Source organism: Brevibacterium sp. FME17 (genome assembly GCF_014897515.1).
In the GTDB taxonomy this organism is placed as follows: Bacteria; Actinomycetota; Actinomycetes; order Actinomycetales; family Brevibacteriaceae; genus Brevibacterium.
Genome location: NZ_JABUYD010000002.1, coordinates 50,758 through 71,678 on the forward strand (window position 1 = coordinate 50,758; position 20,921 = coordinate 71,678).

Below are 20,921 nucleotides of genomic sequence, written 5' to 3' on the forward strand. Positions count from 1 at the left end.
AGGCGCAACGGATTCCTTTCGCGCTCAGAGACGAAGCATGGCAGTCGCGATGTCTTCGGTCGCCCACTCAGGTATCTGTGTTCCCATATCCTCGAAGATCAGCGGCTGTGCTTCAGTGATCTCTGCGGCAAGTACTTCAGCATTGCCGACGGGAAAGAAGGGGTCGACTCGACCGTGGACGATCAGGCTCGGTATTCGCAGGTTGCGAAGGCGTTCTCGCCAGCGTGGTGAGCAGTCAAGTCTGGAGAAGACCATGCCCAGCTGATTCGCCTGGTGGACTGACGTATCCGATGTCGGGGTTCGGTCCCAGATTCGAGCGGCAGCTGCTCGGGCCTGCTCCGCGTCATTACCCAACAGTGCGGCGCCTTCGGCTGCGAATTCGGCCACGGCTCGACGGTCGGTCCAATCGGGTTCAGGACGAGAGAACACCGCCGACATCACGGTCTGATCATGATCGGGCAGGTCGTCATCGACAGGGCCCGGAGCAACCGGGCGAGTGCTCACCAGTGTCAGTGCCGAAATGTTCTCCGGGTGATCAAGTGCCGCAACCTGGGCGACCATGCCTCCGACACCGATGCCAGCTAGTTGGGCGGACTTCGCACCGAGGGCTGTGACGAGGTCCGCGGCATCATCGGCAAGATCACGCAGGTCGTACGTCGGGTTTTCCGGGTCCAACGTGGATGAAGCACCCGAGTCTCGGAGGTCGTAGCGAACGACTCTGCGCCCGGCTTCGGCCAGACGTTGGCACAGAGAATCGGGCCACGACAACATCGTAGTTCCACCGACGAGCAGCACGAGGGGATCGTCATCGCGGCCGAAACTCTCAACACCGAGATCGACGCCGTTCACTCTTATGGTGGCCATATGTGCACGGTAGCACTGCAGTCAGTCCAGCCCGGCCGCATGAAGCATCTTCTGCGCCACCTCCTGCACAAGAAGGCGGAGCTCCTCAGGATGTTCGATCTCCACCTTGCACCTCAGCGCCGCAATGGCCGGCAGGAGCCAATCAAGGTTTTCAACATGGAGCTCCGCCCGATACATCGGCGACTCATCTACGGAGTTCAGCTCCCCTCTTGGAATCATTCGCTCCAGTCGGGCAACACTGGCCGCCAATCGTGCTCGGATATGCTCCTCGGTTGCAAAGATGTGCAGGATGACATGCCACCGATAGTCTGCCTCGGCGAATCGTTCGAGGAGTCGGGACTTCACGTCAAGACGCTCTGCGGCTGTGAATGTTGCCGATGTCGTTCACACCGTGCGGATGCAGTCGACTCGGAACGTGCGTTCCTCATGCTTTTCCGTATCAAATGCGAGCAAATACCACTGATCCGAATGTGCGACCAAGCCATATGGGTGGATCAGACGTCGTGATGCGATTGCAGCGCTGTTCAGATATCGCAGTTCAAGAGCCTGCTGGTAATTGACGGGCTCAGCCAGCGTCAGCATGACGGCAGGATCAGGAGCGTCTCCCCTAGCCCAGATCGTTGAGTCGCGCCACGTCTCTGCGAATCGTACGATCATCGACGCCGAGGCGGTCAGCCAATTCGGAGACGGTTCGCAGTTGAGCGGACAGGAGCAGTTCGAGAATCTGCAAGGGTCGTCGATGCTGTCTGTTCTGGCCTCCGGGAATTCGTCGAGGCCTTCGTCAATGAACCCACCGACACGCCATGGGGTAACTGATCACTGCTGGTCAGAGACCTGGACGGTAATCTGATCAACTTCTTCACCCCGCTCATCGAGGAGGCGACTCACGACTGATTCGCGGATCGAGCTGATGATCTGTTGCCTGCAGAACCTCCACTTCGTGGCTATTGAAGTCGTTCGGATAGGTAGTTTTCTGCGATGCTGAGATGTCCCTGGCTGCCGAGGGAGTTCTTCGCTTTCTGCGTGTAGGCGTGATTCGCGAGTGGAACCTGCACCGCCTGGACGTCGACTCCACGGTCTCGAGCTGTGTCGACCCATGCGAGCTGGTCAGCGGGTGCGATGACATCATCACGCATCGCGGTCATCACGAGCGTCTGCGGGGTGGTCTCAGTGATGTGCGCGGCGGAATTCACCGTGGCGTAACGTTTCGGGAATTTCTCGGGCGTACCGCCGGTATAACTGGACGCGAAAATGCGCGAGCCCGTGCCCGCACCTGGGCCCGCAGGGGCGTTTGCGTAAAGGCCGGTCACGTCGAACGCAGGGTAGTCGGCGACGACTGCTGCCGGAACGGGAACCTCCCCACCGCACGTGGATTCAGCGTTGCCTTGAGCCGCGGCGCCGGCGGTGTTGGCGACCAAGTTGCCGCCGGAGCTCTCGCCCCAGAACGCGAGACGATCCATATCTGCACTAAGCGTGTCGGCGTGCGTCTGAATCCAGGACGCAGCACACGCAACCTGCGAGGGCGCACTCTGCCAGGTCGGATTGTTCTTGTTCGCAAGTTCGTACTCGACCGACACAACCAAGTAGCCGTGGTCAGCAAGGGTGCGCAGCTCTGAACTCACTGCGTCAGGCTCTCCCGCGATCCAGCCGCCACCATGGACTACCATGATCGTCGGCGCCGGGCCCTTCGCACCCTCCGGCTCGTAGATCGATAAGGCGAGGTCGTCCCCCGAGCTGGACTTGTCGTACACCTCGTGTCGGTCTGGCGATGCTGCGTCCATTGCGGACAACCCGAACGCGGCGGTAAATAGGCTGACCGAGCCTCCGGCTGACGTGATGGCGCCGACGAGAACGATGACCACCGCGATATTCGTGACCGCGCCGACCCCACCGAGCACTGTCACGACTGCACCTGAGCGCCGACGCCCCCTGCGCACAGCAATGATTCCGACGAGGAGCACGATCAGTCCGGCAAGAGCCACTATCGGTGCCACGGTCGGCGCCCACCGAGCCGCAAACGAACTCAGTGGCCCAATCCCGGGAATGAGTGATGCGAGTCCGAAGATTGCAACAATTATGCCCAGCAAGAGCGCGATGGCGATCACCACTGCCCTGAAAAGCTTCGCGAAGCCCCCTCGTTCCGAGTGCGGCAACGAGTTCGTGCTCTCGGTCATCTTCAGTCCTCAACTTTCGATCTTCCAGGTTGACACTCCACCTACATGAGATCTCATCGTTGCGATCATATGCTGACGCCAGCGGTCACTATAGCGCATGGGACTAGACCACATACGTGGGCGGGCACCCTTGCGCATGAGAATCTTCACAGCATCGTCAGACTAGGAATTGATCAAAAAAGTAAGCGACGACGCCAGAATCCATTTTCGAGTTCGAAAACCCTCATCTTGACGCTCGGGACCGACAGATTCAGACTCGCTGACACATACATCGGACGTCGCCCGAGTACGGGCCATCCGGCCGTTCTCGCACCTGTTGGTGCGTCGCCGGCGTCCACTGGTAAAAAGTGAGCTCGATCCGTCTTCGACGGTTGAACCGGAATCCGACTTCGTGTTGAAACGAAAACTCCCCACGTTTCAACACGTGCGACCATCGGCTGCACGAACCAACATCACGAGTCGTCTGTCACGGCCCCAATGTCGCAGTTCCGCGCGATGGGAGACGTTGCTTGCCCCCACTCTCCGGCTCGAACGCGCGCTTGTCGCGCATCGAACGCTTTCTGGATCCACGAATCTCTCCGAGATGCCCCACACGAGCGGATCGTTCGTCGGCTCGACGTTGAACCGAAGACACCCCGCTTCAGCGTTTATGACTTCGATATGTCGAGGAAAGTGATGGAGGACAACAGCAACCTCATCGCTGTCTGCACAGAGGAGAAGCCCATCGACTCCTACGGGGCTCACGCGACTTCCAGCGGTGTGATCTGGGCGAGCTGCTCTGCCACACGATCTTCGGTGAGCTCCAGCTCGTAGTGCGTCTGCTGGTTCAGCCAGAACTGCGGATCAATACCGAAATAGCGTCCCAGGCGAAGCGCAGTGCCAGCCGTTATCGCACGCTTGCCGTGAACGATCTCATTGATGCGGCTTCCTCGAGTTACGTAACCGAATAACCTATCAACACGCTACTCTGGCCGGGCTGTGCCCGAGCCGCCGGTATACAGACCATTGGCTAGTGACTTTCACGTGGAGCCGGACTCCATAGGCTCGTTGTTCCAGCACGAGACTGCGCAGTCAGTCTTCGCGTTCGCTCGGGGTAGGAAAGGCCTCCCACCCGCCAGCCACGTCACCAACCTAACGGGTCAATACAGCGGAACTATCTTCAGACATTGAAACGGAACTCCACCACGTCCCCATCGACCATCACATACTCCTTGCCTTCCATCCGGACCTTGCCGGCGGATTTAGCAGCGGCCATGGAGCCGTTGGCGTCGAGGTCGTCGAAGGAAACGACTTCGGCCTTGATGAAGCCCTTCTGGAAGTCGGTGTGAATGACACCAGCTGCTTCAGGCGCTGTCGCGCCCTTCGGGATCGTCCAGGCACGGGATTCTTTGGGGCCGGCAGTCAGGTAGGTCTGCAGACCCAGTGTGTCGAAACCGACGCGCGCCAGTTTGTCGAGTCCGGCCTCTTCCTGGCCTGTGGATTCCAACATCTCGAGGGCTTCCGCCTCGTCGAGCTCAGCGAGCTCAGATTCGAACTTGGCATCGAGGAAGATCGCTTCGACGGGCGCCACCAGCGCACGCATCTCGGCCTTCTTCTCTTCGTCGGCCAACACATCGTCGTCGACGTTGAAGACATAGAGGAACGGCTTAACGGTCATCAGCTGAAGTTCACGCAGCTCTGTGACGTCGAAGTTATCGGCCTGCATGGCCTGGTACAGGGTCTTTCCGCTCTCAAGGATCTCGACGGCGGAGTCGATCACGGTCAGCTGCTGTGCCGGCGCCCGCTTGCCCTTCACCTCTTTCTCGATTCGAGGTCGCGCCTTCTCCAAGGTCTGCAGGTCGGCCAGGATGAGTTCAGTGTTGATGGTGTCGATGTCATCTGCGGGACTGATTTTGCCCTCGACGTGGATGACGTCGTCATCGACGAACCCGCGGATGACCTGGCAGATCGCTTCCGCTTCGCGGATGTTGGCCAGGAACTGGTTGCCCAGCCCTTCACCTTCGGAGGCACCACGGACGATTCCGGCAATATCGACGAAGTCGACCGTTGCGTTGAGAATTCGTTCTGAACTGAAGATCTCTGCCAACCGGGTCAGCCGCGCGTCAGGCAACGGCACCACGCCGACGTTCGGTTCGATCGTCGCGAAGGGGTAGTTCGCCGCGAGAACTTGGTTCTTGGTCAATGCATTAAACATGGTCGACTTGCCGACATTGGGCAGTCCCACGATTCCGATAGTTAGAGCCACGGTAGCTAAGTCTATCCCGCCGCCGAGGTGCGGGTCTAAATCTCGCGTCAGTGCCGTCTGTCACGCTGAAGTCATGAATGCTTTCCCCACCACAGGACTCGTCTTCGTCTTCATCCTGGCGATCATCATCAGTGCCGCCCTCGGCTTCCTTCTTGGTCGCGCACACACGCGTTCTCGCTATATCGAGCGACTCACGAGAGCGGAGACCACGTCCCGGATCCTCACCAATCGGACCGAGGATCTGGAGGCCGATGCGCAGATGGCCGGTGAGATCACCGCTGCCATCGGACCGCTGGCCGCAAGCGTCAACCATCTGCAGGAGAATCTGCAGGCTCAGGATCGAACTCAGCTTGAGCAGATCACTCGCCTCAACACTCAGATCGGCCATCTCAGTCAGCAGAATCTCCGGTTGCAGGAGTCGACGGGTTCACTGGCCACTGCGCTGAATTCGACGACTCAGCGCGGTGACTGGGGTGAGGTCCAGCTCCGACGCATCGTCGAATACGCAGGTCTCCTCCCCCATGTGGACTTCGAGACTCAGGTCAGCAGTGAGCGTGATGGCAAACGCCACCGCCCCGATATGACCGTCAACCTGCCCGGCGGCGGAACAATCATCATCGATGCCAAGACGCCGCTGTCAGCACGCATGGAGGACGTTGAGGTCAACGATGAAGATCATGCTCGAGCGCTGCTGCGTCATATCGATTCCCTGGCGTCCAAGGAGTATTGGAAGTCCTTCGACACCGCACCGGACTTCGTCGTCTGCTTTGTTCCCACGGATGGGCTGTTGTCTGCGGCAGCATCGACCTATCCGAAGATGATCGACCATGCTCTCGGCAAAAACGTTGTGCTCGCATCCCCAGCCACGTTGCTCGTCCTCCTCAAGACGGTCGCACTAAATTGGCGACAAGCGGATATGAGCACTTCGGCGGCCGAGGTGCTCAAGCTCGGCACCGAACTCTACGAACGCATCGGTACCCTGGTCACCCACGTGACGCGAATGGGGACGAGTCTCGATCGCTCGGTTCACGACTACAACCGCTTCGTCTCATCACTGGAATCGCGGTTCCTCGTCACGGCCCGGAAGTTTCCGTCAACGGGTATCGTCGCGACCGAACTCGATACAGTTGCTGAACTCGACTCACGCACCCGGGGAGTCAGCGCTGAAGAACTCACACGGCCACGCGTCTCGGGACATGATCCGTTTGCGACACAAGATCCCACCGAACTGAGACGCAGGCATACCGGTACCGACTAGACCTGGCACCGATCAGATCAGATCGTGGTCCCGGTCGGCTCCGTCGCGCTTATTCGATGTCTTCATCCCCGCGGCTTTGAGATCCTTGCGCAGTTCGCGCGGCAACGAGAACATTATGTCTTCCTCTGCCGTTACGATCTCCTCGACCGAGCCGAAACCGTACTCGGCCAACAGTTTGAGAAGGTCCTGGACCAGCCCTTCCGGCACGCTCGCTCCTGAGGTCACGCCGACAGTCGCGACATCATGGAACCATGTTTCGTCGACCTCACGAGCGAAGTCGACGCGATGCGCGTCCTTGGCCCCATGTTCCAGAGCAACTTCAACCAGGCGTACAGAGTTCGACGAATTGGCTGAGCCGACAACCAGAACCAGATCGGATTGCGGGGCGATCTTCTTCACGGCCACCTGTCGGTTCGACGTGGCATAGCAGATGTCGTCGCTCGGCGGGGCCTGCAGGTGGGGGAACCGTTCACGCAGGATATCGACAGTCGCCATCGTTTCGTCGACACTCAACGTCGTCTGTGACAGCCAGACTAGTTTCTCGGTGTCTGCGATCTCGACGGTCTTGGCTTCTTCAGGATTCTGGATCAGAGTGATGTCATCGGGAGCCTCGCCCATCGTACCCTCGACCTCTTCGTGACCGGCGTGGCCGACAAGCAGAATGTGGTAGCCATCGCGGGCGAAGCGCACGGCCTCGCGGTGGACCTTCGTCACCAGTGGACAGGTCGCGTCGATCGTGGACAGTTCACGTGCGGCTGCCTCGGCGTGCACCGCAGGAGAGACACCGTGTGCTGAGAATACGAGGCGCGCACCTTCCGGAACCTCATCGGTTTCGTTGACGAAGACGGCGCCGCGTTCGGAGAGAGTGTCGACCACATGGCGGTTGTGCACAATCTCCTTTCGCACGTACACGGGAGCACCATAGTGCTCGAGTGCGCGCTCGACGGCGATCACTGCACGGTCAACGCCGGCGCAGTATCCGCGTGGGGCGGCCAGAAGCACCTTCTGGTCAGGACCTTCAGGCGCCCGGATGTCCTCCGGAGCAAGACGCTTGCGCGGAATGGTGGGCATGGGTACAGATATGGCAGTCACAAGCTCAGTTTAGGCCGGGGACCTGAACAACGGCTACAAAAGTGAAGCAATCCACATCACACACCTACCAACCGGATCCCGACCCCAACCGCTGGAGCTCCTGCGCGGCGATGATTCGTCATGTCACCACCGTTCGTTAGGGTGGTGGATTGGAAGGGGAGACAATATGGCGCAACGAATTTCCGGTACTCCCGGGACCCTCGGCGAAACGGTCGACGCTCAGGAGTTGGCGGCGACAGCAGGCGAGACGACGGCAGAGAACCCGTGGCCCCTGAGTCTGCTCTCGAGCAAAATGAAGTCCTATATCGATCGCATGTCGAGCGTGTGGATCGAGGGACAGGTTGTCGAACTCAATCACCGCGGCAAGGCCAGCTATCTGACTCTGCGCGACACCGATGTCGAAATGTCGCTGCCGGTCCAGATCTGGAAGAACGTACTCGACCGCACTGGGGCTCCGCTGTCTGAGGGCAGCCATGTCGTCGCCAACCTCAAAGCAGACTTCTGGACTAAGACCGGTCGCCTGACCATGCGGGCCAATGACATCCGGGCCGTCGGCCTCGGCGAGCTCCTGGCAAGGCTCGAGCGACTGAAGAAGCAACTCGGCGCAGAGGGCCTGTTCGACCCGAATCGGAAGAAGCGTCTGCCGTTCCTACCCAATCGGATCGGCCTCATCACCGGCAGGGATTCCGATGCGCAGAAGGACGTCGTTCGCAACGTCACCCTGCGCTGGCCGGCCGCCGAATTCGAAATCCGCAACTGCGCTGTCCAGGGACCCGACGCCGTTCCCGGTGTGATGAAGAACCTCGCCGAACTCGATGCCGACCCGCAGATCGACATCATCGTCATCGCTCGCGGGGGCGGCAGCATGGAGGACCTGTTGCCATTCTCCAATGAGGCACTCGTTCGCGCCGTGTCTGAGGCGAACACTCCCGTTGTGTCGGCAATCGGCCACGAAGCCGACCGTCCGATCCTCGATGAGGTCGCAGATATGCGAGCATCGACGCCCACCGATGCGGCCAAACGCATCGTTCCCGATGTGGCCGAGGAAGCGATGAATCTTCTGCGCGCTCGGGCTGAACTCGATGCCGCCGTCAACCGGATCATCGACCGGGAGCAGGAGATGCTCACCGCAGTCCGATCACGCCCTGTCCTTGCCGAGCCTCAGACCATGGTGGCCGCGCACGAAGAGCAGCTGCGGCTGGTGCGTCGACGCAGCCTCCAAGCGACCACGACACGCATCGTGCAGGCACAGACGGAGATCAGCCATCTTCGTTCACAGGCACGGTCACTCTCACCACTGCGGACTCTCGAACGCGGGTACGCCGTCGTCCAAAACGACGAGGGTCAGGCCATCCGAGACTCGGCCGAGGTGGACACCGGCGCCGGTGTCCACGTCCGTGTCGCTCGCGGACGCTTCGACGCCGAGGTGACAGCTGTGCAGGAAAACACCGAAGACAACCACGCCTCAAAGCAATAGCAGCACCTGGCCCAACCACACCGCAACACTCACAACTCACCCGATCAAGCCACGGAGGACGTAATCATGACAGAACCAACAACCGGGCAGAACCAGACCGACATCAATTCCCTCAGCTACGAACAGGCTCGTGAAGAATTGGTCGGAATCGTCAAACGACTCGAGGCTGGAAATCTTCCCTTGGAGGACTCGCTGAGTCTGTGGGAGCGTGGCGAGGCTCTGGCCGATCGTTGCCAGGGGTGGCTTGATGGTGCTCGTGAACGTCTCGACAAAGCGCGTGAGGAATCTTCAGACGAGGAAGGCTGAGCCTCACTTGAGCTGTTTGGAAACCTGTTTGGCGAAGAAGTCGATGGAATCGGGAGTCGCGATTGCGGTGATGACGACGAAGTTGTCGCCCTTTCCGGTCACCCAGTATTCCTTGGCGTCTGCGGTCCTATAGATCTGGTAATCCAAGCCGCCGGCGGTCACTGTCTCAGCTGCAACTGCATCGCCGACTTTGCTTTTGGCCCATTTCTCCGTGGCTTTGGCTTGCTCGATGCTCACCCATTGCCGCTCGGTACCGACGAAGGACATGTACCAGGATGTGCGGTCCGAATCGCCCACACGATCAAGGCTCGCCTCGTTCGATGTCCATCCGCTCGGAATTTTCGGCACGATGAGGTCGAACTCGGCGCTGTCCTCCGACTGCTCGGCAATCGTCTGGTAGTCGACCACACGCTGCGGGTCGACCTCTGGTTGCGGTGCGATCAGCAGCACCACGGCAACGACTGCGAGGCAGGCCAGGATCGCAATGATCATGTTGACCCAGTTCGAGTTCTTCCGTAGGAAGCGCATCTCTTCCCTGGACCCCGGGAGCATCACTCCGGACTCGTCAGCCATTGGCACTCCCTCGGACCCGGCATCCGCGTGTGTCACGGGCGCCTGCGATCCCACAGCGTAGGTATTGGATTGGGCATTCACATCGCCATTGTCCTCGGGGTTGGTCCCCAGGGCCAATCCTGGACGGGCATTCATGACAGAGACCACAACGACGGCGCGAAATCGTACCGATGTCGGCACCGAACGTGCGGGGTGGCACAATTGGACTTATGAGTGACTCCAATGAACCTGCTGCCGTGAAATCTCATCATGACCGAGGCCGAGTGGATGCCGAGGCTCCTCCCGTCACCGTGACGGATACCTGGTCCCAGAAAGCACAGGTCGGAGCCGACGCTCCCGACCGCAACCTCGCTCTCGAACTCGTCAGAGTCACCGAAGCCGCTGCCATCGCAGCTGCCCCTTGGGTGGGCCGCGGCGATAAGAACGCCGCCGATGGTGCCGCTGTTGCCGCTATGCGCAACGTCATCTCAACCGTGCGCATGGCCGGACGCGTCGTCATCGGCGAAGGTGAGAAGGACGAAGCACCGATGCTCTTCAACGGCGAACAGGTCGGCGACGGCGAAGGCGCTCACTGCGATGTGGCTGTCGACCCGATCGACGGCACGCGTCTGACCGCCCTGGGCATGCCCAACGCGATTTCGGTCATGGCCGTCACCGAAGATGGCGCCATGTACGATCCTTCAGCTGTCTTCTACATGGAGAAGCTCGTCACAGGTCCCGCTGCCGCCGACGCGGTCGACCTGCGCCTACCGGTAGCAGAGAACATCCGTCGCGTCGCCAAGGGCAAAGGAACGAACGATCCGGCCTCGGTGACCGTGATGATCCTCGATCGTCCGCGCCACCAGAAGATGATCGATGAGATCCGTGCGGCTGGAGCACGCATCCAGCTCATCACCGACGGCGATGTCGCCGGCGCTATTGCCGCCTGCCGCCCGGGAACCGGTGTCGACATGCTGATGGGCATCGGCGGCACCCCTGAAGGCATCATCACCGCCTGCGCGATCAAGGCACTGGGCGGAGTCATCCAGGGTCGCCTGTGGCCACAGGACGATTCGGAGCGTGAGGCCGCGGCCGCAGCCGGGCTCGACGTCGACCAGGTACTCAACACCGATGATCTCGTCACCGGTGACAACAGCTACTTCGTCGCCACCGGCATCACCAACGGTGATCTGCTAGACGGTGTGAAGTTCGACGGCGGACATGTCACCACCCACTCTCTGGTCATGCGCTCCAAATCGGGCACCGTGCGTTCGGTCTTCGCCGAGCATCAGGCTGCGAAGACCCATTCCTATGTCGAAGCTGCCGAAGAGGCTGCTCGACGCGGACTCATCTGAGCCTTCGCTTCTGATCTCCATCGTCCGTCACCATCCATCACTGTCGACACCGGACCCCACCGACTCGACCCTCTGATCTCACCCACCGGAAGTAGGTTCTTGACCGATGCCGAACGAAGCATGGAAACGTCTGCTCGAAGGAAATCATCGCTTCGTCGACGACGTGCCGAAACATCCCAATCAGGACACCGCACGACGTGAGGCACTGTCGAACAATCAGATGCCCTTCGTCACGCTCTTCGGCTGCTCGGACTCGCGAGTTGCCGCTGAGATGATCTTCGATGTCGGTCTCGGCGACATGTTCGTCGTGCGCAACGCCGGACAGGTCGTCGATCCAGTGACGCTCGGCTCTCTTGAGTACGGGGTCGAAATCCTCGGCACTCCCCTGCTCGTCGTGCTCGGCCACGACAGCTGCGGTGCGGTCACAGCTGCGTATGACTCCTACGATTCCGGAGAGACTCCCCCAGGGTTCATCTCCGATGTCGTGGCACGGATCCTGCCGACTGTGGCCAGGGCCCGTAAGAACAACCGCAAGACTGTCAATGAGACGGTCACGCAGAACACCATGGACACGGTGGAGAAGATCATGCAGCTCTCTGCAATCATCTCCCGGGCAGTCGACGAAGGTCGCCTCATCATCGTCGGCCTGACCTATCAGCTGCACGACGGTCGCACCACGGTCGTCGCACAGCACGGAGGCGACGAGGACGCGACTTCGACCTTCGCGTCCTGATCCTGGCTGCACCCGCGGCCTCAGCAGACACAATGACCAACAGCCCAGACATCATGTCGGAAAGGACAACTATGAGCGAAGAATTTCGCATCGAGCACGACACCATGGGAGAAGTGAAGGTTCCCAAAGATGCCCTGTACAGCGCACAGACACAGCGCGCCGTGCAGAACTTCCCGATCTCGGGCAAGACCCTGGAGTCGGCTCATATCGCCGCTTTGGCCCAGGTGAAGAAGGCGGCTGCGAAGGCCAACCTCGAACTCGGAGTCCTTGACGCTGACAGGGCTGGAGCCATCCAGAAGGCCGCCGAGGCGGTCATCGCCGGCGAATACGACGCCCACTTCCCCATCGACGTGTTCCAGACCGGTTCGGGAACATCTTCGAACATGAACACCAACGAGGTCCTGGCTTCCCTGGCGACGAAGGCCCTCGAATCCCAGGGCATCGACGTTCACCCCAATGATCACGTCAATGCTTCCCAGTCCTCGAACGACGTGTTCCCCACCTCGGTGCACGTCGCCGTAACCCAGGCCTTGGTCAACTCGCTGATTCCAGCGATGGAGACGCTCGCTGTCTCGCTGGAGAAGAAGGCGAAGGAATTCGCTTCGATCGTCAAATCGGGCCGCACCCACCTCATGGATGCCACCCCGGTGACGCTGGGACAGGAATTCGGCGGCTATGCTGCCCAGGTTCGATACGGCATCGAGCGCATCGAGGCTTCGCTGCCTCGCGTCGCTGAGGTTCCGCAGGGCGGCACCGCAGTGGGCACCGGAATCAACACACCGGACGGTTTCTCCGCTCGAGTCGTCGAGATCCTCGCTGAGGAGACCGGTCTTCCGATCACGGAGGCACGCAACCACTTCGAGGCTCAGGCCAACCGCGACGGACTCATTGAGGCTTCGGGCCAGCTGCGCACCATCGCCTACGGCTATATGAAGATCTGCAACGATCTGCGGTGGATGGGATCGGGCCCGAACACCGGCCTCGGCGAAATCGCCATTCCTGACCTGCAGCCGGGTTCCTCGATCATGCCCGGCAAGGTCAACCCGGTCATCTGCGAAGCCACCATTCAGGTCGCCGCGCAGGTCATCGGCAACGACACCACCGTGGCACTGTCCTCGACCAACGGAGCCTTCGAACTCAACGTCGGCATCCCTGTGATGGCGTCGAATCTGCTCGAATCCATCCGTCTGCTCGCGAACTCTTCGACTGTGATGGCCGAGAAGATGATCGACGGACTCCAGGCCAACGAGGAGCGTGCCCGCTTCCTCGCCGAGGCAAGCCCGTCCATCGTGACTCCTCTGAACAAGGTCATCGGCTACGAATCGGCGGCGAAGATCGCCAAGCACGCTGTGGCGAACAAGATGACCGTGAAGGAAGCCACCATCGACCTCGGCTTCGTCTCCGACGGCTCCATCACCGAGGCCGACCTCGACAAGGCACTCGATGTCACCACGATGATCGGAAACTACAAGTAAATCACACGGCTTCACCTCAGCTACACGGCCAAGGGACCCGGCGGCGGAACATCACGTTCGGCCACCGGGCCCCTTCGCGTTCACCGCGTGCTAGGAGCGGAAGGGATCGAACTCTTCGAGCACATCGGTGACCAGAGCCGCGATCTCGGAGCGTTCCGATCTCGTCAGCGTCACATGGGCGAAGAGATCGTGGCCCTTGAGCTTCTCGATCACCGCCGCCACACCGTCATGTCGGCCCACCCGCAGATTGTCCCGCTGAGCGACGTCGTGGGTGAGCACCACCTTCGAGTTCATGCCGATGCGTGAGAGCACGGTCAACAGCACGTTGCGCTCCAACGATTGGGCCTCGTCGACGATGACGAACGCATCATGCAAGGATCGGCCCCGAATGTGGGTCAGAGGCAGAACCTCGAGCAGGTCGCGGTTCATCACCTCTTCGATCACGTTCTTGCTCACCAGCGCACCAAGCGTGTCAAAGACCGCCTCGGCCCACGGGTTCATCTTCTCGCCCTCACTGCCGGGTAAGAAACCGAGGCTCTGGCCGCCGACGGCATAGATCGGGCGGAAGACCATGACCTTCGAATGCTTGCCCTCTTCGAGTACCTTCTGCAGTCCCGCCATGAGTGCGAGTGCGGACTTCCCCGTTCCGGCTCGACCTCCCAAGGACACGATTCCCAGTGCATCGTCTAGGAGCATGTCGATGGCCACTCGCTGCTCGGCGGACCGTCCATGGACTCCGAAGATGTCACGGTCACCGCGCACCAACGACACCCGGTTGCCTGGTCGCACCCGGCCGAGTGCGGAACCACGAGGTGAGGTGATGACCACGCCGGTGTTGACGACCTCATCTGTGACCGCCTCGGTGGTTGCCCACCCCTGCTCATAGAACTGCGACATCTCGTCTTCGTCCAGAGACAGCTCGCTCATCCCCGTGAACCCGGAGTCGGTGGCCAGTTCCGCCAGATATTCTTCGGCCTGCAGCCCGAGCGCCGAGGCCTTCACACGCATCGGCACGTCTTTCGTGACCACGATGACGTCCTGGCCTTCAGCTGCCAGGTTCCGGGCGACGGCGAGGATGCGAGTGTCATTCTCCGACCGGTCGAAGCCGATCGGCATCGTCGAGGCGTCGACGTGATTGAGCTCAACACGCAATGTGCCGCCGGCATCACCGACCGGGATCGGCTCATCGAGTCGGTCGAATTCGGACCGGAAGTCATCGAGGATGTGCAGTGCTTTGCGAGCGGTGAAACCAAGTTCCGGATGATTGCGTTTGGCTTCCAACTCGGAGACGACGACCAGCGGAATGACGAGTTGGTGTTCTGCGAATCTCAACAGGGCACCCGGATCGGAAAGCAGCACCGAGGTGTCGAGAACGTAAGTGTGGACGTGTGCGGTCATGAGGACCCCTGTGGCGTGAGTACCGCCGAGATCCGAGTCCTGACATCCCCCGATCTCGGGTTGGTGTCGACCAACTACTGCCAACCTAACCCCGATTCGGGGCTAGGCAGGCAACGGCACGCGTGTTCGGGAAAGTCGTGGTCGTGAACTTCGCATGAACCGGTGACGGCCCGAAGCCTATTTTCCGAAGCGGCGTTGGCGCAGTCCGTAGTCACGGACGGCGCGCAGGAAGTCGGTGCGGCGGAAATCGGGCCAGTACGCTTCGCAGAAATAGAACTCCGAGTAGGCGCTCTGCCACATCAGGAACCCGGACAGGCGCTGCTCGCCGGAGGAGCGGATGATGAGATCGGGGTCTGGCTGCCCCTTGGTGTAGAGGTGTTCGCTGATCTGCTGTGGGGACAGTTCGGAGATGATCGTCTCCAGGTCAGTGCCCTCGTCCGTGCGCAGGCGCAGCAGGGACTTCACCGCGTTGACGATCTCCTGCCGTCCGCCGTAGCCGACAGCGACGTTCACGCGCATCTGGCAGTCCCCCGCCGAAGTGGCCGCTTCCAAACGGGCCCGCAGGCCCGGTGGCAGGATCTCCAGGTCCCCGACCAACTGCACCCTCACGCCGTTCAGGGCTGCGATCTTCTCGACCAGGTCGGAGATGATCTCGATGAGAACTTCGACTTCCTCGGCGGATCTGGCGAGGTTCTCCTTGGACAGGACGTAGAGCGTGACGATATCGACGTCGATCTCATCGCACCAGCCGAGGAACTCGACGATCTTCTCGGCTCCAGCACGGTGACCGTCAGCGGTGGTGGCACCGAATTCCTTCGCCCAACGGCGGTTGCCGTCGGTGATGACACCGACATGCCTCGGTACAGGTACAGATTTGTCCAGCTCGCGCAGGAGCCGCCGCTCGTAGAGACGGTAGAGCAGGCTCACCGGTCGCGCCACACTGTCCTCTTTCACACTCGAATTGCGGTCGGTTCGACCACCTTACACAGTACTATCCCGAACGGCTTCGCGTTCTCAGCGGTTACCTGTGGGTACCGTTGAACGATCCCACAGCTGAGGTCGATATCCTGGAGTCATGAATGATCCAGTCACTGAACCATCCTCGGCCGGCTCCGAAGGTCAGAGGTCAGTCGACTCCACACCCTCGGAGGAGTCGCGCTCAGGCTACCCTGTGCACATAGCCCGCAGACGCTCCGCCCTGCGGCGTGAGTTGGACAAACTGGCTGGTCAGGTCAAACCCAAACTGCGCGGCTGGTTCCACGCAGGAGCGTTTCCCCTGGCGATGTTCGGCGGCTTGGCTCTGGTCATCATCTCCCCAACCATCGAGTCTCGGATCGCGGCTTCCATCTTCGCCATCACCGGGATGCTGCTCTTCGGGACCTCTGCCGTCTACCACCGGGGACGATGGCGGACTCGAGCCCGGCTGATCCTCCGTCGACTCGACCACGCGAACATCTTCCTCATCACCGCCGGCACCTACACGCCTCTGGCGGTGCTGATGCTGCGGACAGACCAGACTATCCTGCTGCTGTCCGTCCTCTGGGGCGCAGCGATCCTGGGAGTTGCCTTCCGGACCATCTTCACAACCGCGCCGAGGTGGCTCTTCGTACCCATCTATGTGGGCTTCGGTGTCGCCGGAGTCGGCTACATTCCACAGATGTGGGTGAGCAACCCTGCGGTGGGCATCCTCGTCGTAGCGGGTGGCGTCTGCTATATCGTCGGTGCCGTGATCTATGGGATCAAGAAGCCCAACCCCTCACCGAAGTGGCTGGGCTTCCACGAGATCTTCCACATTCTCACGATCGCCGGCTACGGCTGCCATCTCGCGGCGCTTCTCGTCGCAGCGGTGGCAGCTTACTGATCAGCGATGGCCGCTTACTGAGCGTCTGCCGGTCAGTCCTGCGACCGGGCAGGATCACTCTGCTCTGAGTCACTCGACTCAGGGTCGCTCGGCTCAAGGTCGTTCTGCTCTGATTTCCGGTCCTCGTCCTCGACCGCCGTCTCATCTTCTGCAGCCGGTGCAGACTCTCCGGAGAGCTTTGACTGGTTGGGCACAGCATGCTTGCGCATCGGGATCGGATACGCGTCATCGGCATGGGCTCGTGCGCGCACTCGCCGCACTCGTTTGAGCGCATCACGAATGAGGAAGATCACGACGATGACGATCACCAACGTCGACACGAAGCCGATCGTGCCGGGGGTGACCAGATCGGGGTCCGGGCCGCTGCTGGGGGTCGCGCCCTGCGTTGCTGCCAGAATCATGCGCTCTCACCTGTCGCTTCGTCATAATCGTCTTCGTACTGATCTGGCGATGCAGGCAGCATGCCCTCTGCCGGTACCTTGCGGCCATCATCCATGGTCACCGAGGCGAAGAGATCGGTCTCTTGAAAATCAACGCCGGGGGTCAGACGCGTCCGACCGGTATTGTCGATGGCCAGTTCGAACTCTTCGGTCGGCCAATACGTCCGCGCGGCTTTGCGTGAGGCGGAGAAGAACCCGCCCTCAGGGTCGATCTGTGTGGCGTGGGACAGCAGAGCCCGGTCACGGGACGGGAAGAACTCTGCACAGTCGATCGTCGTGCTCAACCAGTTGACCCGCTGGGCATCGCGTTTCTTGAAGTCCTCGATGTGGTCGGCGAAAGGAGACTCGAGACCCGCCTCGGTCATCTTCTCGTGGATGGTGACCCACTTCTTCGCGGACAGATCCTGGTTGTAGTAGACCTTCTCAACCTGCCAGGGCTCGCCGAGTTCCGGGTTCTTCTCAGGGTCTGCTGCGGCCGCTACTGCCGCCATCGTCACGGCGTGGTTCTTGATGTGATCCGGGTGAGGGTATCCGCCCAGTTCGTCGTAGGTCGTCACAACCTGTGGGCGGAAGCTGCGGATGATGTGCACCAGCGGCAGCATGGCCACTTCGTCGGGAACACGATAGAAGCATCCGGGAGGTGTCTGATTGTCGAAATCACCATCGGGCAGACCCGAGTCGACGTGTCCGACCCATACATGTTCGGCACCCAGAGCCGCTGCGGCCGTGGCCATCTCTTCGCGACGAAGGCCGGCAATGTCGCGGCTGGCCTTCGGGCTCTGCAGCAAGGCGGGATTGAGGATGTCTCCGGCTTCACCACCGGTCATGCTGGCGATGAGGACCCTGGCTCCGAGCGAGGCGTACTTCGCGCTCGTCGCCGCGCCCTTCGAGGATTCGTCGTCAGGATGAGCATGAACCGTCAGCAGACGCAGTCCATGGTAAGGAAGCGAAGTCATGTTTGGTGTGTCCCTTTCGATTCAGCCTGGTGACGTTCCGTTTCCTGCGCAATGGCTGAAATGATCGCAGGAGACGGATCGACTACTCTAGGTTAGTGCGCAATGTTCGTAGATGAGGAATTCAATGACTGAGGTAACAGTGGAAAAACCACTGCATGATGATCGATACGGCCGTGTCCGCGAGCCCAAACGGCATCTCGGAAAAGCTGCCAAGATCATCGCCGTCGTCATCGTCTCTGCCCTGATCATCGCGATTGCGTTTGTGGCCTTTCGTCCACAGACCAACCCCACGACTCCCAAGACATTGAACTATTCAGTTGTCGACTCTTCTTCAACACAGGTCACAGTGGCAATATTTCCTGATCAGGATCGGGATGTGCACTGTATCGTGCAGGCCACGAACGAGTACGAGGCCATTGTCGGCTTCACCGAGATCATTCTCCCCGCAGATCCCGCCGCCGATCCGAATTCGCCCCGGCAGATGGACATCGATCTGGCCACGACGCAGCTCGCTTCCTCTGGCCACGCCGACTCCTGCTGGTTCGAATAACGAAGCCCGGACTCCGCACCTCCGGCCCGGCCGCACCGTCCACAACAGGTGTAGGTGCGCGTGACGGAGATCATCGTTTTCGCGTGCAGATGCGTTAGACTGTAGTTTCATTCAACATCCGGGCGTACCCAACGCCCGGTTTTTCGTTGCCTGACGCGCCTGACAGCGCACCGAACCGAAGAAGGAGAACCCATGACCGAGGATGTCACCCAGGAAGAAACATGGTTGACTCAGGAAGCCTTCGACCGCCTGTCGCAGGAACTTGAACACCTCTCCGGACCGGGACGTGCAGAGATTGCTGAGAAGATCGAAGCCGCCCGCGACGAGGGTGACTTGAAGGAGAACGGCGGCTACCACGCGGCGCGCGAGGAGCAGGGCAAACAAGAGGCACGCATTCGCCAGCTCGAGGTGCTCCTGCAGTCTGCGAAGGTCGGATCCAGCAGCAGCGATGGGAAGACCGTGTCCCCCGGTTCCGTCGTCACCGCGAAGGTGGCCGGAAACGACATGCGGTTCCTGCTGGGCAGCCGTGAGATCGCCGGCGATTCGGATATCGACGTGTTTTCGGAGAAGTCCCCACTGGGCGCCGCTGTACTCGGTATCACCGTCGGCGGAAAGACCAGTTACGAAGCGCCTAACGGCAAGGAGATCAAGGTCGAGGTCAAGAGCATCGAACCTTTCTCCGGCTGATCGAAACTCCCCATTCGGGGACAGCCATAAAGCAACATAGAGCAGTGGGCGGGTGATGATCACCCGCCCACTTCTCTATTCATCGTGCGGCTCAAGCCGCACAGTCCGGATCACTCGGTCTCGTCATTGCCTTTCGGCGATTCACCCTCAGATGTCTCCACCGCAGCCTCGCGGACGGCGGTGTCGAGTTTGTTCTTCGCCCGCTCCAGCACGACCGTCGCCTCGTCGTCTTCACCGTCGGAGGGATTGTTCGGATTCTTGGCTCGGACGATGTAGGTCACGACTGTGTTGAGGACGGCGACCATGGGAACAGCGAACAGTGCTCCGACGATGCCGAACAGGAAACCACCGCCGGTCACCGCGAGTATGACTGCCAAGGGGTGAACGGACACGGCCTTGCCCATGAGGAACGGCTGCAGGACCTGACTCTCGATCTGCTGCACTGCGATGACCACGGCCAGCATGATGACGGCACTGACCGGCCCGCTTGAGACCAGCGCGACAAGCACCGCCACAACACCGGAGGCAATCGCACCGACGACTGGGACGAACGAAGCCAGGAACACCAGCACTGTCATCGGAATGACCAGCGGAATTCCGAGGAACGCCGCACCGATGCCGATGCCGATGGCGTCGACGCCGGCCACGAGGACCTGCACACGCACGTACTGGACGAGGGTGGTCCAGCCACGCTCCGAAGCTCCGGTGGCAATGGGCTGAGCCGGCAGAGGCAGCAGGCGCATCGCCCAGCGGAAGATCTTCTCTCCGTCGTAGAGGAAGAAGAAGGTGGCGAACAGGCACACGGCGGCACCCGTGAGGAAGGTGCCGACCGACGACGTCGCCTGCAGGGCGCCGCCGAGCAGCTGGGAACTGTTGTTCTGGAAGAAGTTCGTGGCCGCATCGAGTGAATCGTTGATATAACGGGTGATCGTCGACGCGTCCAGACCGAATGGTCTGGTGGACAGCCAGTCGCTGATTCCGGCGAACCCGGTGATGACCTGGTCGACGAGGTCCGGCATTCCGGAGTAGATCTGCTGGCCGACCAAGGTGAAGAGCCCCGAGACGACGATGATGAAACCGAGGAACGCGATGAGAGCGGCGGCGACTCGAGGCAGCCCCTTCTTCACCATCCAGGTGGTGAACGGCGCCAAGAGGGCCGTGAGCAGGAGGGCGATGAGGACCGGCAGAACGACGCTCGAGATCTTCGCCAACAGCCAGAACGCAACGCCGATGGCAACGAGCACGACAAGCGACCGCCACGACCATGCGGCTGCGAGCTTGAGGCCCGGTGCCACATAGGGAACAGCTTCGGCTTCGATACGGCTGTGCGCGATCTCCTCGGCGCTGACGTCCTGCACACGAGAGGCGGGTTCAGAAGGTGTGGATCGGCCATCGTTTCGGCCTTTGCGGAACGCGTCCCAGGCCCCACGGAACCGGTTCGAGGATTGCTTCTTCTCATTGTCAGACATAACTCAACAATAGTTGTTGACAGGCTCTG

20 protein-coding genes and 2 pseudogenes are annotated in these 20,921 nt (G+C 60.7%); 9 read left to right on the plus strand and 13 right to left on the minus strand.

Going from position 1 to position 20,921, the window contains the following annotated elements:
• Positions 1-24 precede the first annotated feature (24 nt).
• From INT40_RS02215 to ychF, 6 genes and pseudogenes are all read right to left on the minus strand, one after another.
• Entirely contained in the window at positions 25-864 is an 840-nt protein-coding gene (locus INT40_RS02215; protein ID WP_193095384.1) for an alpha/beta fold hydrolase, read from the minus strand.
• 21 nt (positions 865-885) lie between these two features.
• A pseudogene (locus INT40_RS02220) lies at positions 886-1,521 on the minus strand (helix-turn-helix transcriptional regulator).
• Complete coding sequence (locus INT40_RS20455) at positions 1,472-1,594, minus strand: HTH domain-containing protein (RefSeq protein WP_226830635.1); 123 nt, start codon at positions 1,592-1,594, stop codon at positions 1,472-1,474. The pseudogene INT40_RS02220 and the gene INT40_RS20455 overlap by 50 nt, the downstream one beginning before the upstream one ends.
• 214 nt (positions 1,595-1,808) lie before the next feature.
• Positions 1,809-3,038, minus strand: coding sequence for an alpha/beta hydrolase (locus INT40_RS02225; protein ID WP_193095385.1), 1,230 nt, complete (start codon positions 3,036-3,038; stop codon positions 1,809-1,811).
• Between the two features lie 740 nt (positions 3,039-3,778).
• Positions 3,779-3,961: pseudogene (locus INT40_RS02230) on the minus strand (HigA family addiction module antitoxin); the annotation flags it as partial.
• A gap of 236 nt (positions 3,962-4,197) precedes the next feature.
• A complete protein-coding gene (gene ychF, locus INT40_RS02235; protein ID WP_193095386.1) occupies positions 4,198-5,283 on the minus strand; it encodes a redox-regulated ATPase YchF in 1,086 nt (361 codons plus the stop codon).
• 73 nt (positions 5,284-5,356) lie between these two features.
• Here ychF and INT40_RS02240 point away from each other — a divergent pair, with 73 nt between their 5' ends.
• Positions 5,357-6,541 (plus strand): DNA recombination protein RmuC, encoded by a 1,185-nt coding sequence (locus INT40_RS02240; RefSeq protein WP_193095387.1) that lies wholly within the window; start codon positions 5,357-5,359, stop codon positions 6,539-6,541.
• 12 nt (positions 6,542-6,553) lie between these two features.
• On the opposite strand, the gene INT40_RS02245 is transcribed toward INT40_RS02240, so the two are convergent.
• Positions 6,554-7,612, minus strand: coding sequence for a 4-hydroxy-3-methylbut-2-enyl diphosphate reductase (locus INT40_RS02245; protein ID WP_193095517.1), 1,059 nt, complete (start codon positions 7,610-7,612; stop codon positions 6,554-6,556).
• A 187-nt stretch (positions 7,613-7,799) separates the two neighbouring features.
• Here INT40_RS02245 and xseA point away from each other — a divergent pair, with 187 nt between their 5' ends.
• Positions 7,800-9,110, plus strand: coding sequence for an exodeoxyribonuclease VII large subunit (xseA, locus tag INT40_RS02250; RefSeq protein ID WP_101569826.1), 1,311 nt, complete (start codon positions 7,800-7,802; stop codon positions 9,108-9,110).
• Between the two features lie 66 nt (positions 9,111-9,176).
• Positions 9,177-9,416, plus strand: a complete 240-nt coding sequence (locus tag INT40_RS02255) for an exodeoxyribonuclease VII small subunit (protein ID WP_193095388.1) — start codon at positions 9,177-9,179, stop codon at positions 9,414-9,416.
• Positions 9,417-9,419: 3 nt separating this feature from the next.
• On the opposite strand, the gene INT40_RS02260 is transcribed toward INT40_RS02255, so the two are convergent.
• The gene (locus tag INT40_RS02260; protein ID WP_226830638.1) at positions 9,420-10,124 is read right to left on the minus strand and encodes a DUF4245 domain-containing protein; all 705 of its coding nucleotides are present in this window, start codon (positions 10,122-10,124) and stop codon (positions 9,420-9,422) included.
• 74 nt (positions 10,125-10,198) lie between these two features.
• On the opposite strand from INT40_RS02260, the gene glpX reads away from it, so the two are divergent.
• The 3 genes from glpX to INT40_RS02275 all read left to right on the plus strand — a co-directional run bounded on the left by glpX (position 10,199) and on the right by INT40_RS02275 (position 13,531).
• The gene (gene glpX, locus INT40_RS02265; RefSeq protein ID WP_180958876.1) at positions 10,199-11,323 is read left to right on the plus strand and encodes a class II fructose-bisphosphatase; all 1,125 of its coding nucleotides are present in this window, start codon (positions 10,199-10,201) and stop codon (positions 11,321-11,323) included.
• Positions 11,324-11,429: 106 nt separating this feature from the next.
• Positions 11,430-12,056, plus strand: a complete 627-nt coding sequence (locus INT40_RS02270; RefSeq protein WP_101569823.1) for a carbonic anhydrase — start codon at positions 11,430-11,432, stop codon at positions 12,054-12,056.
• 71 nt (positions 12,057-12,127) lie between these two features.
• Entirely contained in the window at positions 12,128-13,531 is a 1,404-nt protein-coding gene (locus INT40_RS02275; RefSeq protein ID WP_226830641.1) for a class II fumarate hydratase, read from the plus strand.
• Positions 13,532-13,621: 90 nt separating this feature from the next.
• Here the strand turns inward: INT40_RS02275 and INT40_RS02280 are convergent, their stop codons facing one another.
• Both INT40_RS02280 and INT40_RS02285 read right to left on the minus strand, forming a co-directional pair.
• Positions 13,622-14,929, minus strand: coding sequence for a PhoH family protein (locus INT40_RS02280; RefSeq protein ID WP_193095389.1), 1,308 nt, complete (start codon positions 14,927-14,929; stop codon positions 13,622-13,624).
• A 177-nt stretch (positions 14,930-15,106) separates the two neighbouring features.
• Positions 15,107-15,868 carry an isoprenyl transferase gene (locus tag INT40_RS02285; RefSeq protein ID WP_101569820.1) on the minus strand — a complete coding sequence of 254 codons (762 nt, stop codon included), beginning with the start codon at positions 15,866-15,868 and terminating at the stop codon, positions 15,107-15,109.
• A 136-nt stretch (positions 15,869-16,004) separates the two neighbouring features.
• On the opposite strand from INT40_RS02285, the gene trhA reads away from it, so the two are divergent.
• The gene (gene trhA / locus INT40_RS02290; protein ID WP_193070731.1) at positions 16,005-16,790 is read left to right on the plus strand and encodes a PAQR family membrane homeostasis protein TrhA; all 786 of its coding nucleotides are present in this window, start codon (positions 16,005-16,007) and stop codon (positions 16,788-16,790) included.
• 32 nt (positions 16,791-16,822) lie between these two features.
• Here trhA and INT40_RS02295 read toward each other — a convergent pair whose 3' ends face one another.
• Positions 16,823-17,191, minus strand: coding sequence for a hypothetical protein (locus INT40_RS02295; protein WP_101569818.1), 369 nt, complete (start codon positions 17,189-17,191; stop codon positions 16,823-16,825).
• A complete protein-coding gene (gene mca / locus INT40_RS02300) occupies positions 17,188-18,186 on the minus strand; it encodes a mycothiol conjugate amidase Mca (RefSeq protein ID WP_193070732.1) in 999 nt (332 codons plus the stop codon). The genes INT40_RS02295 and mca overlap by 4 nt, the downstream gene beginning before the upstream one ends.
• Positions 18,187-18,310: 124 nt before the next feature.
• Here mca and INT40_RS02305 point away from each other — a divergent pair, with 124 nt between their 5' ends.
• Positions 18,311-18,736: a DUF4307 domain-containing protein gene (locus tag INT40_RS02305; protein ID WP_226830644.1), complete on the plus strand. Its 426-nt coding sequence runs from the start codon at positions 18,311-18,313 to the stop codon at positions 18,734-18,736.
• A 192-nt stretch (positions 18,737-18,928) separates the two neighbouring features.
• A complete protein-coding gene (gene greA / locus INT40_RS02310) occupies positions 18,929-19,423 on the plus strand; it encodes a transcription elongation factor GreA (RefSeq protein ID WP_101569816.1) in 495 nt (164 codons plus the stop codon).
• Positions 19,424-19,533: 110 nt separating this feature from the next.
• Here greA and INT40_RS02315 read toward each other — a convergent pair whose 3' ends face one another.
• Positions 19,534-20,892, minus strand: a complete 1,359-nt coding sequence (locus tag INT40_RS02315) for an AI-2E family transporter (RefSeq protein WP_193095390.1) — start codon at positions 20,890-20,892, stop codon at positions 19,534-19,536.
• Positions 20,893-20,921 lie beyond the last annotated feature (29 nt).